General features: G+C 57.6%; 11 protein-coding genes and 1 pseudogene. 3 read left to right on the forward strand and 9 right to left on the reverse strand.

What is annotated here, in order from left to right; genetic code table 11:
• Positions 1-4: 4 nt before the first annotated feature.
• Genes IEX01_RS02685 through cecR form a run of 4 tightly spaced genes read right to left on the reverse strand, consistent with a single transcriptional unit; the run spans position 5 to position 4,545 of the window.
• Positions 5-1,144, reverse strand: coding sequence for an ABC transporter permease (locus tag IEX01_RS02685; RefSeq protein WP_048888363.1), 1,140 nt, complete (start codon positions 1,142-1,144; stop codon positions 5-7).
• Positions 1,141-2,874, reverse strand: a complete 1,734-nt coding sequence (locus tag IEX01_RS02690; protein WP_188723223.1) for an ATP-binding cassette domain-containing protein — start codon at positions 2,872-2,874, stop codon at positions 1,141-1,143. The genes IEX01_RS02685 and IEX01_RS02690 overlap by 4 nt, the downstream gene beginning before the upstream one ends.
• A complete protein-coding gene (hlyD, locus tag IEX01_RS02695; RefSeq protein ID WP_188723224.1) occupies positions 2,861-3,868 on the reverse strand; it encodes a secretion protein HlyD in 1,008 nt (335 codons plus the stop codon). The genes IEX01_RS02690 and hlyD overlap by 14 nt, the downstream gene beginning before the upstream one ends.
• Positions 3,865-4,545 (reverse strand): transcriptional regulator CecR, encoded by a 681-nt coding sequence (cecR, locus tag IEX01_RS02700; RefSeq protein WP_024555971.1) that lies wholly within the window; start codon positions 4,543-4,545, stop codon positions 3,865-3,867. The genes hlyD and cecR overlap by 4 nt, the downstream gene beginning before the upstream one ends.
• Positions 4,546-4,783: 238 nt before the next feature.
• On the opposite strand from cecR, the gene rhlE reads away from it, so the two are divergent.
• Positions 4,784-6,223, forward strand: coding sequence for an ATP-dependent RNA helicase RhlE (rhlE, locus tag IEX01_RS02705; protein WP_024555972.1), 1,440 nt, complete (start codon positions 4,784-4,786; stop codon positions 6,221-6,223).
• 391 nt (positions 6,224-6,614) lie between these two features.
• Entirely contained in the window at positions 6,615-8,801 is a 2,187-nt protein-coding gene (gene dinG, locus IEX01_RS02710; RefSeq protein ID WP_188723225.1) for an ATP-dependent DNA helicase DinG, read from the forward strand.
• On the opposite strand, the gene IEX01_RS02715 is transcribed toward dinG, so the two are convergent.
• The 5 genes and pseudogenes from IEX01_RS02715 to IEX01_RS02735 all read right to left on the reverse strand — a co-directional run bounded on the left by IEX01_RS02715 (position 8,788) and on the right by IEX01_RS02735 (position 14,180).
• Positions 8,788-9,294, reverse strand: a complete 507-nt coding sequence (locus tag IEX01_RS02715) for a fimbrial protein (RefSeq protein ID WP_024555974.1) — start codon at positions 9,292-9,294, stop codon at positions 8,788-8,790. The two genes, dinG and IEX01_RS02715, sit on opposite strands and share 14 nt — an antisense overlap.
• Positions 9,295-9,306: 12 nt before the next feature.
• Positions 9,307-10,281: a fimbrial protein gene (locus IEX01_RS02720; RefSeq protein ID WP_188723226.1), complete on the reverse strand. Its 975-nt coding sequence runs from the start codon at positions 10,279-10,281 to the stop codon at positions 9,307-9,309.
• A gap of 19 nt (positions 10,282-10,300) precedes the next feature.
• A pseudogene (locus tag IEX01_RS02725) lies at positions 10,301-12,854 on the reverse strand (fimbria/pilus outer membrane usher protein).
• Between the two features lie 57 nt (positions 12,855-12,911).
• A complete protein-coding gene (locus IEX01_RS02730; RefSeq protein WP_188723227.1) occupies positions 12,912-13,577 on the reverse strand; it encodes a fimbrial biogenesis chaperone in 666 nt (221 codons plus the stop codon).
• Positions 13,578-13,643: 66 nt separating this feature from the next.
• Positions 13,644-14,180 carry a fimbrial protein gene (locus IEX01_RS02735; protein WP_024555978.1) on the reverse strand — a complete coding sequence of 179 codons (537 nt, stop codon included), beginning with the start codon at positions 14,178-14,180 and terminating at the stop codon, positions 13,644-13,646.
• A 331-nt stretch (positions 14,181-14,511) separates the two neighbouring features.
• Here IEX01_RS02735 and ybiB point away from each other — a divergent pair, with 331 nt between their 5' ends.
• Entirely contained in the window at positions 14,512-15,474 is a 963-nt protein-coding gene (gene ybiB / locus IEX01_RS02740) for a DNA-binding protein YbiB (RefSeq protein WP_024555979.1), read from the forward strand.
• Positions 15,475-15,520: the final 46 nt, after the last annotated feature.

The raw sequence follows: 15,520 nt of genomic DNA on the forward strand, positions 1-15,520 counted from the left end.
CTCCTTAATCGAGCCGCCGACGGGTTTTAAGCCAGGTCAACCCGATAAACACCACGGCCGAAGCCACCAGGAAGAGCGTATTGACTACCAGCACCGCCGGAATATTTCCCGCCAGAAACAGGCTTTGCAGGGTGCTGACGAAATAGCGCGCCGGAATGATATAAGTCACCACCCGTATGGCGGCAGGCATGCTGTCTATCTGGAAAATAAACCCCGAGAGCATGACTGACGGCAGAAACGCCGCGTTCAGCGCCACCTGGGCGGCGTTGAACTGATTGCGGGTAAGCGTCGAGATAAGCAGCCCCATGCCCAGCGTGCTGAGTAAAAACAGGCTGGAGATGAGAAACAGCAACAGCAGTGAGCCGCGGTAAGGCACCCCCAGAATAAAGACTGAGACCAGCATGCAAAGCAGCATTGCCAGCATGCCAAGGAAGTAGTAGGGGATAAGCTTGCAGAGCAGCAGCTCGGTGCGCGTCACTTCGGTGGAAAGCAGCGCTTCCATGGTTCCGCGCTCCCATTCACGCGCCACCACAAGCGACGTGAGGATAGCGCCTATCACCGTCATGATGATGGTCACCGCACCGGGAATAATAAAGTGCTGGCTGATGGCGGCGGGGTTAAACCAGTAGCGCAGCTGCACATCGATAAGCGGCTCGACGCTTTCGCCCCGGTCTTGCGCGCGCTGGGTCTGCCAGATTTGCCAGATCCCCTGCAGATAACCCTGCACGAAGTTAGCGGTGTTGGGCTCGCTGCCGTCGGTTATCACCTGTACGGGGGCGGTATCGTTGCTGCGCGCCATGAGGGCGGCGAAGTCGTTCGGGATAACCACGATGCCGCGAATTTTTCCGCCCTGCATCAGGTTGATTAACTGCTGACGATTGCTGCTGACCGTGGCGGCGATAAAGGGCGAGGCGCTAATGGCATGCGTAAAATCCAGCGCCTCTTCGCTGCGCTCCTCCAGCAAGACGCCCACATGCAGGCGGCTGGAGTCCAGGTTTATGCCGTAGCCGAAAATAAAAAGCAGCAGCAGCGGAATAACCATGGCGATAAGCCAGCTGCTGGGGTCGCGCAGGATCTGCCGCGTCTCTTTGACGCACAGCGCGCGGACGCGTCGCCAGGAAAAAGCCTGTGAGTGAGCGCTCATTTCGCGTGCTCCTTATCCCATTGCTCAATCAGCCGGATAAACGCCTGCTCCATGGTCGGGTCTTCCTGCTCACTCTGCGCCGCCTCGCGCTTGAGGGAGTCCGGCGTGCCGTGGGCGATAAGCTGCCCGTGATAGACCAGCCCGATGCGGTCGCAGTACTCCGCCTCGTCCATAAAGTGAGTGGTTACCATCACCGTCACCCCTTTTTCCACCATGCTGTTGATATGCAGCCAGAACTCACGGCGGGTGAGCGGGTCGACGCCGGAGGTGGGTTCGTCCAAAAAGAGAATGTCCGGCTCGTGCATCAGCGAACAGGCCAGCGCCAGCCGCTGCTTGAAGCCGAGCGGCAGGGCGTCGGTGGGCTGGCGAAAAATCGCGTTCAGGCCGAAAGCCTCGCTCATGCTGGCGATTTTGTCGTTCTGCGCCCGGCCGCGCAGGCCATATACGCCGGAGAAAAAGCGCAGGTTCTGCTCAACCGTCAGGTTGCCGTAAAGCGAGAATTTCTGCGCCATGTAGCCCAGATGCTGGCGCGCTTTGCCGGAGCTGGTTTTCAGATCCATATCCAGCACCAGCGCCTTACCTGATGTGGGCACCAGCAAGCCGCACATCATTTTGAAGGTGGTGGATTTGCCCGCGCCGTTAGGGCCGAGCAGGCCGAAAATTTCGCCGCGCTGAACCGTAAAGCTCACGTCATCGGTGGCGGCGAAGTCGCCAAATTTCTTGGTCAGGCTGCGCGCCTCGATGACCGTCTCGCAAGCCTCGCCTTCAACCGTATGCAGGATGGCGCCGAGCGGCGACTCTCGCGAGCCGGCGCCGCCTAAAAGATCGATAAACGCGTCTTCAAAGCGCGGCGCGGTCTCCTCAAGCTGGATCGGCGCCAGCACCTGTTTTAGCGTCTGCGCGTTCGCCTCCCGGCGCAAAATCAGGCGTACCGAACGGCCCTGAATCATGCCGTCGCTCACTTCCGGGCGCTTTAGCGCCTGCTGCAACAGCTGACGGTTGCCGGTTGTGGGGCTGGTCATCAGAAAGCTGCGCCCGGCCATCTGCTGCGTAAGCGCCTTCGGCTCGCCCTGATAAAGCAGTTCGCCTTCGTTCATCAGCAGCACGTCCCGGCACTGTTCAGCCTCGTCCAGATAGGAGGTGCTCCAGAGAATAAGCATGCCTTCGCCTGCCAGCTCGTGCACCATCTGCCACAGCTCGCGCCGTGAGATCGGGTCGACGCCAACGCCGGGTTCATCAAGCAGCAGCACTTTCGGCTGGCCCACCAGCGTGCAGGCGAGGCCGAGCTTCTGCTTCATGCCGCCGGAAAGCTTGCCCGCCAGACGCCCGGAAAAGGGATCAAGCGCCGTAAACGCCAGCAGGCGTCTGAAGGTTTCACGGCGGGCCTCGCCGGTGACGCTGCGCAGGTCGGCATAGAGATTCAGGTTCTCCAGCACCGTTAAATCTTCATACAGACCGAATTTTTGCGGCATATAGCCGAGTACGGCGTGCAGGGCGTGGTCGTCGCGCACCGGATCGAGCCCGGCCACCTGCGCTTCGCCTTCATCCGGGCGCAGCAGCCCGGCCAGCATGCGCATCAGCGTGGTTTTTCCCGCGCCGTCCGGCCCCACCAGCCCGGTTACGCCGCCCGGCAGAATTTCCGCATCCAGCCGGGCGACGGCGGGTTTCTCCATGCCCGGGAAACGCTTAACCAGCCCGTGCAGGCGAATGGCGTTCTTAACGGCGTTCATCGCGCGCCCCGTCGCTGAAGGCGAGCGTCGCCGGCATGCCCTGGCGCAGCGCGCCGTCCGCGTCGTTTACGATAATGCGCAGGCGATAAACCAGGTCGGTGCGCAGATCCGGGGTTTCCACGCTTTTCGGCGTAAATTCGGCGGTGGGGGAGACAAAGCCGATTTTGCCGTGGTAGGGCTTATCGGGGCGGCTGTCAGTGTAGATCAACACCTCCCGGCCCGGCTGAACCTGGCTTAAATTCACCTCGTCGACATAGGCGCGCACCCAGACCGGGCGCGTGAGCGAGACGGTCAATACCGTGCCGCCGGCGTTTAACATCGTGCCCGGCTCCACGGCGCGGGTCAGCAGCACGCCGTCGGAAGGCGCCACCAGCTGCGTATCGCGCAGATCAAGCTTCGCCTGCGCGAGCTGCGCCTGCGCCTGTTGCAGGCTCGCTTTCGCCTGGGCTATTTCCTGCGGACGGTTCCCGGCGCGGAACTGGCTTAGCTTATCCTGCGCCGATTTGAGCTGCGCCTGGGCCTGGTCGCGCGAGGAGCGGGCATTCTCCAGGTCGTTGGCGGAGATAACGCGCCGTTGCCACAGCCCCTGCTGGCGCTGTAAAAAGCTCTGCGCATAGTCCCAGGCGGCCTGCGCCTGGCGTACCGCGGCGGCGGCCTGGGCTATCTCTTCCGAGCGGTAGCCGGCCATCACCAGTTCATATTTCGCCTGAGCGGCGGCGACATTTGCCTCGGCCTGCAACAGCGCGTTTTCATACGGTGCTTTGTCGAGTTCGCCAAGCAGCTGCCCGGCTTTTACCGTGTCGCCTTCATCCACCGTCAACGCGCTAAGCCGCCCGCCGACGCGAAAGCTCAGGTTGACGGTGCGGATATCCACGTTGCCATATAGCGTAAGCGTCTCGCGCTGGCGGCTCTCATACCAGCGCCAGCCGCCCCAGGCAGCCGCCAGCACGGCTATTGCAAGCAAAATTAGCCACAGCGGCTTTCTGTTCTTCATGGTTTCTCTCCTTGCGTCAGGCCGTCCAGGATCCAGTCAATATGGCGCGCCACCACCCGGTGAATGCTCGCGGCTCTCTCTTCATCAAACTGTGTCCAGCCCGCGCGCAGCAGGATCGTTTCCCGGCCAAGGCGAAACGCCAGAATCTCGCCGAGCAGCGCGTGGGTATGCAAAATGGTTTCGGTGGCCTGCTCATCGCAGCCGGTATAGCGGGCGATTAACCGGGTGAAATGCTCATGCAGCGGAGAAATAACCTGCGTATGCACCAGTTGATAGGCCGCCGTGGGGGAGAGCTGTTCGCGGGAGATAAATTTGCTGATGTTTAGCGTTTCGTCCGCCGTCAGCAGGCGTATCATCTGGCGGCAGGCGTCGTCTATCAGGGCGCGGATGGCGGCTTTCTCCGGCGCAGGCTGGCGAAGCAGCGCGTCGGCGGCCTCGGCCTGAGGGCGGAAGTTGCGGCTGATGAAATCCGCTATCCACTGCGCCGAGGCCATGTAGAGATCTTCTTTCGAGCCGAAGTAATAGGTAATGGCGGCGATATTCTGCCCTGCGGCGGCGGCGATGTCGCGCGTGGTGGCGTGCAGACCATATTCGCCAAACTGGGCGATGGCGGCGGCGATAAGCTGGTTTCGCGCCTGTTCCCCGCGCTGGGTGGAGGGCGATGAGGAATTATTCATAGGGCACCACAAAGTTAATCAATCGATTGATTAAGATTATGTATAAGATTTACCCGTCGTCCAGCGCCAGCGAATTATTTTGCGAGGCGGTGCGAGCATGAGAATTTATGCGGTACTTCACAAAAACTGCTACACTCCGGCCCTTCACGACATTGTGGTTTGTGTCCCGCTCCGGCCAGACGGCCATTCGACTCCCTGAAACTACACCCTCTGCGGTCGGGACGAGTCAGGAATAAATATGTCTTTCGATTCACTTGGTTTAAGCCAGGAAATTCTTCGCGCGGTTGCCGAACAGGGCTACCACGAACCGACCCCCATTCAGCGCCAGGCGATCCCGGTGGTGCTGTCCGGTCGCGATCTGATGGCGAGCGCCCAGACCGGCACCGGTAAAACGGCGGGCTTTACGCTGCCGCTGCTGCAGCGTCTTACCCAGAATGAACCGCACGCTAAAAGCCGCCGCCCGGTGCGCGCGCTGATCCTCACCCCGACCCGCGAGCTGGCGGCGCAGGTGGGCGAAAACGTCCGCGATTACAGTAAATACCTCAACATCCGCTCGCTGGTGGTGTTTGGCGGCGTGAGCATCAACCCGCAGATGATGAAGCTGCGCGGCGGTGTGGATGTGCTGGTGGCGACCCCGGGCCGTCTGCTTGATCTTGAACACCAGAACGCGGTGAAGCTCGACCACGTGGAAATTCTCGTGCTCGATGAAGCGGACCGCATGCTCGACATGGGCTTTATCCACGATATTCGCCGCGTGCTGGCGAAGCTGCCCGCTAAGCGTCAGAACCTGCTGTTCTCCGCTACGTTCTCCGACGACATTAAAGCGCTGGCGGAAAAGCTACTGCACAACCCGGAAGAGGTGGAAGTGGCGCGCCGCAATACCGCCTCTGAGCAGGTTTCGCAGCAGGTGCATTTTGTTGATAAGAAGCGTAAGCGGGAGCTGCTCTCTTACCTTATCGGCAAAGAAAACTGGCAGCAGGTGCTGGTCTTTACCCGTACCAAACATGGCGCCAACCACCTTGCCGAGCAGCTCAACAAAGACGGCATTCGCTCCGCCGCCATTCACGGCAACAAGAGCCAGGGCGCGCGCACCCGGGCGCTGGCGGACTTTAAGTCCGGCGACCTGCGCGTGCTGGTGGCGACCGACATCGCCGCCCGCGGCCTGGATATTGAAGAGTTGCCGCACGTGGTGAACTACGAGCTGCCGAACGTACCGGAAGATTACGTGCACCGCATCGGCCGTACCGGCCGCGCCGCGGCGACCGGCGAAGCGCTTTCGCTGGTGTGCGTGGACGAGCATAAGCTGCTGCGGGATATCGAACGTCTGCTCAAGCGTGAAATTCCGCGCCTGGCGATCCCGGGCTTCGAGCCGGACCCGAGCATCAAAGCGGAGCCTATCGTCAACGGTCGCCAGCAGCAGCGCGGCGGTCGGGGGCAGGGCGGCGGTCGCGGTCAGCCGCAGCGCCGTGAAGGCGGAGAAAACGCCAAACCGGCAGGCGAACGTGCACGTCGTCCGCAGGGTGAAAGCGCAAAGCCCGCTGGCGAGCGCCCGCGCCGTCAGGGCGCTGAAGGCAAGCCCGCAGGCGATCGTCCGCGTCGCCTGGGCGACAACGGCGCGCGTACTGGCGGTGAAGGCGCTCGTCGCCGCCGCGCGCCGCGCAAACCGTCCGGCGAGTAAAGCGTTAAGGGCTGGTTAACCCGGTCGACAGTCAAAAGGTGGGTGCGCATCGCGCATCCACCTTTTTTGCATCTGGGGATAAGGGGAATGAACTGCGCAGAGGCGGGTGGCGCTTCGCTGACCCACCTTACGGAACAACAAACCCACAACCCAACACTAACGGTGAGGTGAGGGTTTTTCCTTGCGGCTGCTTTTCTGCCGCGAGCCGGGATGGTTAAGGGGGCGGCGGCGAACGTAACCTTTCACCGCCCTCATATATTCCCCTCACCCCAGCCCTCTGCGCAGAGAAGTAGAATGAAAACCCACGCTTTCGGCACCAATAAAAAAGGGTTCAGCCGTGGGCGAAAAAGTGCCACAATAGTGGCTGTTTATACAGTATCTGGTTTCCCCGATGGCCCTCTCTGGCACGCAAAAAACGCAAATCGCCGCTTGGTATAAGGCGCTACAGCAGCAGATCCCGGACTTTATTCCGCGCCCACCGCAGCGGCAGATGATTGCCGAAGTGGCGAAAACCCTCGGCGGCGATGAGGGGCGGCATCTGGCGATTGAAGCGCCCACCGGCGTCGGGAAAACCCTCTCTTATCTTATCCCTGGCATCGCCATCGCTCGCGACGAGCAAAAAACGCTGGTGGTGAGCACGGCGAACGTGGCGCTGCAGGATCAAATCTACAGCAAAGACTTGCCGCTGCTGCGCAAAATCATCCCGGAGCTGAAATTTACCGCCGCCTTCGGTCGCGGGCGTTACGTCTGTCCGCGCAACCTCGCCGCGCTCTCCACCGATACCGCCGCCCAGGGAGACCTGCTGGCGTTTCTCGACGACGAGCTGACGCCGAACAGCAAAGAGGAGCAGCAGCGCTGCGCGAAGCTTAAGGCGGACCTTGACAGCTACAAGTGGGACGGCCTGCGCGACCACACCGACCAGGCTATTGATGACAGCCTGTGGGCGCGCCTCAGCACCGATAAAGCGAGCTGCCTTAACCGCAACTGCCACTACTACCGGGAGTGCCCGTTCTTCGTGGCGCGCCGTGAAATTCAGGAGGCGGAGGTGGTGGTGGCCAACCACGCGCTGGTGATGGCGGCGATGGAGAGCGAATCGGTATTGCCGGAGCCGAAAAACCTGCTGCTGGTGCTGGACGAAGGCCACCATCTGCCGGATGTCGCCCGCGACGCGCTGGAGATGAGCGCGGAAATCACCGCCCCCTGGAACCGTCTGCAGCTCGATCTTTTCTGCAAGCTTATCGCCACCTGCATGGATCAATTTCGCCCAAAAACCGTGCCGCCGCTGGCCGTGCCGGAGCGTCTCGCGGACCATTGCGAACAGGTCTATGAGCTTATCGCTTCACTCAACCGCATCCTCGCGCTTTATTTACCGCCGGGCGAAGAGAGCGAGTTCCGCTTCCCGATGGGCGAGCTGCCCGAAGAGGTGATGGTAATTTGCCAGCAGCTGGCGAAGCTCACCGACACGCTGCGTGGTCTTGCCGAGCTGTTTTTAAACGATCTGAGTGAAAAAACCGGCAGTCATGACATTGTGCGCCTGCATCGGGTGCTGTTGCAGATGAACCGGGCGCTCGGGCACTTTGAAGCGCAAAGCAAGCTGTGGCGGCTCTCCGCGATGGCGCAGGCTTCCGGCGCGCCGGTCACGAAATGGGTGACGCGCGAAACCCGGGAAGGGCAGCCGCACATTTTCTTCCACTGTGTTGGTATTCGCGTTAGCGATCAGCTGGAAAAGCTTATCTGGCGGCAGGTGCCGCATGTGATAGTGACTTCCGCCACGCTGCGTTCGCTTAACAGCTTTAATCGGTTGCAGGAAATGAGCGGGCTTAAAGAGAAAGCGGGCGACAGGTTTGTGAGCCTCGACTCGCCGTTTAATCATATTGAGCAGGGAAAAATCGTTATTCCGCGGCTGAAGCATGAACCGCTGATGGAGCACGAGGCGCTGCATCTCGCCGAGATGGCCGCCTTTTTCCGTGCCGAACTGGCGAAGGGCGAGCATAAAGGGATGCTGGTGCTGTTCGCCAGCAACCGCGCCATGCAGACGTTTCTTTCTTACGTGACCGACCTGCGCCTGACGCTGCTGGTGCAGGGCGATCAGCCGCGCTACCGGCTGGTGGAGCTGCACCGCAAACGGGTGGAGCAGGGCGAGACCAGCGTGCTGGTAGGGCTGCAATCTTTCGCTGAAGGGCTCGATTTAAAAGGCGAGCTGCTAAGCCAGGTGCACATCCATAAAATCGCCTTCCCGCCGGTAGACAGCCCGGTGGTCGTGACGGAAGGCGAGTGGTTAAAAAGCCTCAACCGCTACCCCTTTGAAGTGCAAAGCCTGCCTGCCGCCTCGTTTAACCTGATTCAGCAGGTCGGCAGGCTTATTCGCAGCCACGCCTGCTGGGGCGAAGTGGTGATTTATGACCGCCGTCTGCTGACGAAAAGCTACGGCAAGCGCCTGCTGGACGCGCTGCCGGTCTTCCCCATTGAACAGCCTGAAGCGCCGGAAGCGGTTAAAAAGCCGCGCCCCGTGCAGAGCGCGAGTGGCGGAAAGCGTAAAAACAGCATTGCCAGGCGACGCGGCGCTACTCGTAAGTAAAGGTCACCTGCACCACGCTTGTGAAGGTGCCAGCCGTAGCATTCCCGGTGGTAGCGACATAACGTGCGGCGAGGGGAAGCGTCACAGTGCCGTCGCTGCTGTTCACCGGGGTGGCGATTTCACTTCCTGCGCTGAGTGTCTTACTGTGGTCACCCGTACTGAGCTCAAGGCCCACGCCCGTACCCGTGCCGGTACTGGCGAAATAGTTCGGCGCATCCGCATCCGCTACGCCGTTAAAGGTACTGGTGACCTGGGTTATGGATGCCGGACAATTTGAAAGCGACATCTGAAAATCGACCCATTCTCCCGTTGCGCCCACCTGGCGAAATTGTCCTGACGTTGCCTTGCCCATATTCACACTGGCGTTTTGGCTGCCGCTGTCCACCACGCAGGTTGAACCTAGAATATTGCCGGTCACTCTGATTGCTACCGAATCGGCGCAGGCGTAATGGGCGGCGCAAGGCAATAAAAAAAGAAGTAATAATTTTTTCATGTATGCTCAAACCTATTGATACGCGATGGTAATAATCACTGCCGCATTGGCGCTGCCTGGCGTGACATCGTGAAACGTCTGGTAATAACGAATGCCGGCCGGCAGGGTCAGCCTTTTATCGGTAAGCGACAGCGGCGGATAGTAGCCACTAAAATAATTTATCGTCGCGTTATTAACCTGCATTTGGATACCTATACCTGTGGCGCTGTCAGGCGTATCGTCGAGTTTCATCACATCCTGCTGGCCATTCATAATCCCTTCTGCGCCTGTAATGCGATACTGAATCATGGTGTCCCTATCACAGCTAATATTCACGTCAAAGTTATGCCATGGCGTCGCAGTGCCTGGTCCGGTAAATTGTGAAGCAGGGATGTCGCCTAAATTTACTACTAAGCTTTTGGGATCAACGGAACAGGAAACCGTATTCGGAGACAAATAAACGTTGTAATAAGCTGTACTGTTATTGGCAATTTTTTCCGCGTTGTAAATTTTAAAGACAAAGCTGCTGTTGGCGCTGTTTAAATTGCCTTCGCCTATTTGTTCTGCGGTTTTTACCAGCGCCAGATTGGTTGTTGCCATAAAAGATTTATTACTGTCGAGTTTATAAATAGGGGTGTTTCTCGAGTCGCAGTTTTCGCCTTTCCCTGTAACGCGTTTCCATTGATCGTTATAAAGAGTAACGCCAATACCGGCAATGCCCGTGGCATAAACACCCGGCATTCCGGGCACCTCTTCGCCTGAGCCGTTAAAACAGGCGATAAGAATTTCACCGCTGCGGTCGGTTGTGCAACTCACGTTAAAATTTACTGCTCTTTCCGTCCCCGCTATGACATCCCCAATTTCGGTAGAAGTTGAGATTGTTAAATTATAGATACCCTGGGACATAGGCAGTTGCCTGGTGCTGCAGGCCGCGTTGGCGTGCGGAATAAATAATAGTGAGCTCGCCAGTAAACACAGGGAGAAAAAGTAGCGGATAAATTTCATCATGACTCTCCGGCGCCGTTAATTAAGAACATTGCGCAGTGACGGTAATAACAGGGCTGCCCTGAGTTTTCTCCGGCAGATGATAATGTGCGCTGCAATGCTGGTTGTCCGCGGTGCCCCATGAGGCGGTTAACAACGCGTCTGGTTTAATCCCGGTCAGGTAAACCTGGCCTTCATCGCCAACAATAGCAGCTTCGTTTTGCTCGCCGTTCGCCACGGAAGCGCCAAACGGCACGGGATGACCGTCGGCGCGCAGCAGCGTCATCAGCACCCGGTTGCCTACACGCGTATCGAAGCTGGCGCGCACCACCGCTCCCCTTGTGGGGGTTACGGTTTGCGCGGCATGGGTGACGTCCGCCCCGTCAGGCAGCGTCTCGGTATTCAGCGCAATGGTGTTGCGCCGCTAGGGGCTGGCGTAGGGCACAATGGCATAACCGCGATAATCCGTTTTGACGCCGCTCTGGTTAGCAATCGCGGTGCCGCTGGCGCCTGGCGCTTCCACCAGGGCGAAGGTTTCCCCCAGCGGCTGCCCGAGCGTGACGCCATGGCGATGGGCGACGAGACCGCCGCTCACGCCGTAGTTGATCTGCCGCTGGGTTTGATCCTGGGAGTAGCCGGCGTTCAGTTCGCCGTAAGTTCCGCGATAGTCGGCGTTCAGGCTGGTGGCGTTGCTGCTGCCGTCATGGCTTATACTCTGCTGAACGCCCCAGTTCAGGTTATTATCGGCAAGCGCCGAGCCGTTCAGCCCCAACGTTTGCGCGCTGCCTTCTTTACTGCTGTTCAGGCTATAGCTGGCCCAGGTATTGCTCATCCAGCCATCTAACGGGACCGATACATTCAGAGATGATTTGCTCATTGTTTTTGGCCGTGCTGTCATCATTGAGCAGCTGCGTATTCTGGCTGAGGCTATAGTTGAAGCCGAAGCTGATGCCGTGCCAGCTGTTGCTGTAGCCAGCCCCGAGCGAGGTTTGCGTCTGCTGGTCCCAGTATTGTTCTTTCACCAGGCTCAGATTCAGCGACCCCAGCGTTTCGCCGAGCTCCTGATTAAGCGTTATCTCCTGGCGGCTTCGCCGTCTGTCAGGCGTATTCCACTGGTCGTCGCTGCGGTAGGAATCCAGGGTCTCCTGAAGCGTATAAAATCCTGAGGTATTGTAGCGATAACCCGCGACAGCCAGAGACGTGCCAGTGCTGGCGATATCTTTGCTATAGCGCATGCGCCATGAGCGTCCGTTCTGCGCTTCATCATGGAAGGGCTGCGACTGCGCCGAGATGAGATCGACGGAAAACGCACCCCAGTCCCCCAGGTTTTTACCCACGCCCAGCGCCAGCGCCCGATAATATTTGCTGTACTGAATGCCACCATAGGCGGTAAAACCACGCGGCAATCCATAGATGGTTGCCCCTTGCACAAACGGCGTTTCGGCAACCTCCTCGTCATAAGAGCGATATTTGCCCCCCGTCAGGCTGTATTTCAGATGGCCTTCACGCTGCAATACCGGTACGGATGCGTAGGGCACGACGAAATGCTGCTCGCTGCCGTCGGTTTCTTTGACGGTAACGCTAAGATCGCCGCTGCTGCCGGACGGATAAAGGTCATCTATTTCAAACGCACCGGGCGCTACGGTGTTCTGATAAATCACGTAACCGTTCTGGCGAATCGTTACCTGCGCATTGCTGTTGGCTATGCCGCGTACCACAGGGGCGTAGCCGCGCAGGCTGTCCGGCAGCATGTCATCATCCGAGGCAACCTGGGCGCCGGTGAAAGGAATGCTGTCAAACACATCGGCAGGCGAACTGCTCTGGCCCAGCACCAGTTCGCTGCCGAGCTTGCGTAGGTCGCGCTGCAAATAGGTATAAACGGACGAAAAGTCGGACTGGGTATCCGCACCGCTGCTGTTACGATTCCAGGTGGAGTAGTTACGCAGTCGCCAGGGGCCAACGTTAAAGCCAGGGCGCAGGTTCAGATAAGCGCTCTCGCTGTCCGGTCTGCCTTTTTCCAGCGAATGGATGAGGCTGCTGGAATAGCTGTAATTGAGCAGCAGCGCCGTTATTCCCTCATCAAGCTCGTCCGGGGCGATGGCATCGCGCGCCGTCTGCTCCATTGCGCTTTGCGGAATACTGAGCAGAAGTTGCTGGCGGTTAGCGATAAAGGTAGCGTTGGCAGCGGGAATAACGTTGAGCGTGGCGCAGCCATTCTGCTCAGTCAATTCGCTGAATTTATCCGTCGCCACGCCAAAGCTTTTCAGCGCGCTTATGCTCAGACATGGCGCGAGAATAGCATTGCCGCTGGCATCGTTAGCCAGAAAAAAATCGACGTCCCGGCTCGCTATTTTTTGGTTATTCACCAGAATATCGACCTTATATTTCCCGGGTGAGAGGCCAGGCCCTTTTTCATAAAGAGAGAGGTCAGGTCTTTCCTGGCTATGCTCGCCATCATCAAGCAGCGCCGGGTTGAAATAATCGTCACCCCAGGCCTGCCCTGATGATACTCCCAGTGCCAGGCACTGTAAGGAGATCAACAAGGCCAGATGGCGAATGCGTATTTTGTTCATCCGTCTGCCTTTGTTGTGTGACATGATTATTCCTGAAATAAAAACTATTTCTTGTGAAGAAAATTAACTAAGGTAGTGGATTCAGAAAGCGGTTTTCCATTCTTTACTGATGTTGCCGTAGTCATTAATAATTTTCCAGGCGACTGTGTTGCTGTTAATATTGGCGGGGATATCGAATCGCGTTTCGCTTTTTGGCGCCGCATAGCCAATTTTCGGCAAATTTTTTCCGCCTAAGGTGATGGACTGAAAATTCATATAATAAGGCGTGTCGTTGTTGACTATCAGAGCATTGCCGCTTCTGCGCCATTTTAAATCTTTTGCCACCTCTTCTGGTTTGCCGTTTATAGCTGCAGGGCGGTAGATTAATTTAATTCGGGTTTTTATGGCGATCTGCAATGTATTCTGTTCTTGTTGCTTCACTGTTGACGGAATCGATTTTACGTTCAGCCAGTAAAGCGATTCACGATCCTGCGGCAAATTTGTGCCAGTATAAATGACACGCAGAACGTTATCCTGCTTTGCATTGAGGCGAAAAAGCGGTGGCGTCACCAGAAAAGGCGCCCGGGCGCCATCGGTAGAATCAATCGAGGTCTGGATTAAATAATTAATATCATCAGAGTTAGAGACGGTGAGCGAGCTTTCTTTTTTATCACCTGGATAAATCAGGCGGGTGCCGCCGACTACCACGCCTGCCTGAGCTGCGGTGGCGGCCATTAATAACGCTGAAACGATAAATAACTTACGCATGGTGAACTCCAGTTATTAAAATAAGGATATTAGCCACCGGGTGGTGACTAATATCCGGCGGTGAGATCAGTTATAAGTAACGGTAAAGGTCGAGGTGGAATCCGCTTTTCCAGCAGTAACGGAGGCGGCGGTCTGAATATAGCGCGCGCCAAACGCCAAATCGTTGGTTTCGGAGCCAGACTTCAGCGTGTAATCCGCAGAGGCGGTATAAAGATCAAGCGGCGAACCGGAAGAGTCAAGCAACTGAATGCCTACACCGCTTGCCACTCCGGTGCCGCTGGTTAGCGCCAGCACTTTATCGTTGTCGCTGTTTGCGGTACCGCCAAAGGTAATTGAAGCCGCAGTCGCCGTTGCCGGGCAGTTTTTCAGCTGCAGAGCGAAGCTTGTAGGCGTTGCCGCCGAGCCAACGCCGGTAAACACAGTTTTGGAAATTTTCCCTAAGTTCACCTGCAGTGGGCTGCTCAGGGTATTCACCACCTCACAAGCGGAATCAAGGATTTCACCGGTAAAGTTCACCTGGCCTTCGCCTGTAGAGACGGCGAATGCAGAGACTGAGCAGCTTGCTATCCCGGCAATGACTGTACTTAACACAATATTTTTCATCATCAATCCTGAATTAAGAAGTAAGCAGCGCCTTAAATATCTAAGGCATGAATTATTTCGCCATTAAATATGCTATTGGTGTATTAGTTGTTCAATTTATGAACTCTAAACTATTCTTTTAGTGAATAAGTAACGTGTAATTAACTTGTTAATTTTATTGATTTGGTGCTACGGCGATAAAATAAAGTGAGTATCAGGCGCTTGTAATATAAGGTTTTTACCCTGTATTGTGCGCAGAGGCAGACAAGCACGCGTCAGAGCATAAACAGCAATGGGTTACGCCGGAATAATTCACCGTATTTATATTTAGGCGATGAGAGAGGAGAGAAAAATGGACTACCGTGCGATTATCAAAGAGATCGGCCGGGGAAAGAACCACGCACGTGACCTGGACTACGAAAGCGCACGTGCTCTCTATAACCATATGCTCAACGGCGAGGTGCCGGACCTGGAAATGGGCGGCATCCTGATTGCGCTGCGCATTAAAGGCGAGGGCGAAGCTGAAATGCGCGGCTTTTATGAAGCGATGCAGCAGCACACCTGGCGCCTGACGCCGCCGGTAGCGCGTCCTATGCCTGTCGTCATCCCAAGCTATAACGGCGCGCGAAAGCAGGCGAACCTGACGCCATTGCTGGCGATGCTGCTAAGCCGGCTTGGCTTTCCGGTCGTGGTGCATGGCGTAAGCGAAGATCCGACACGGGTGCTGACGGAAACCATCTTTAACCTGATGGGCATTGAAGCAACGCATCATGCAGGCCAGGCGCAGGCGAAGCTTGAGAGCCATCGTCCTGTCTATATTCCGGTAAGCGCGCTCTGTCCGCCGCTGGAAAAACAGCTTGGCATGCGCTGGCGGCTGGGGGTGCGCAACAGCGCCCATACGCTGGCGAAACTCGCCACGCCGTTTGCTGAAGCCAGCGCGCTGCGGCTTTCCAGCGTTTCACACCCGGAATATGTTGGCCGGGTCGCCGCCTTTTTTGCCGATATCGGCGGGCGCGCGTTACTGATGCACGGCACGGAAGGCGAAGTTTATGCGAATCCGCAGCGTTGCCCGCAGATAACGTGGATTGATGAGGCGGGTGAGCGGGTGCTGTGCGAACGTCACACCCAGACCAGCGCAGAAGCCTTACCCGCGTCGAAAGAGGCGGAGGTGACCGCGCGCTGGACCGAGCGCTGCGCCGCCGGGCTTGAGCCGGTGCCGGAAGCGATTAAAACCCAGCTTGCCTGCTGCCTTGTGGCGACGGGAGAGGCGGCGGATATGGATGCGGCGCGGGTAAAAATCAACGAGACGTTCTGATACGCATAAAAAAGCCCGCGGCAGAAGCAGCGGGCAAAAGGGTAAC

Origin of the sequence: Franconibacter daqui (genome assembly GCF_014644275.1) — a bacterium.
In the GTDB taxonomy this organism is placed as follows: Bacteria; Pseudomonadota; Gammaproteobacteria; order Enterobacterales; family Enterobacteriaceae; genus Franconibacter; species Franconibacter pulveris.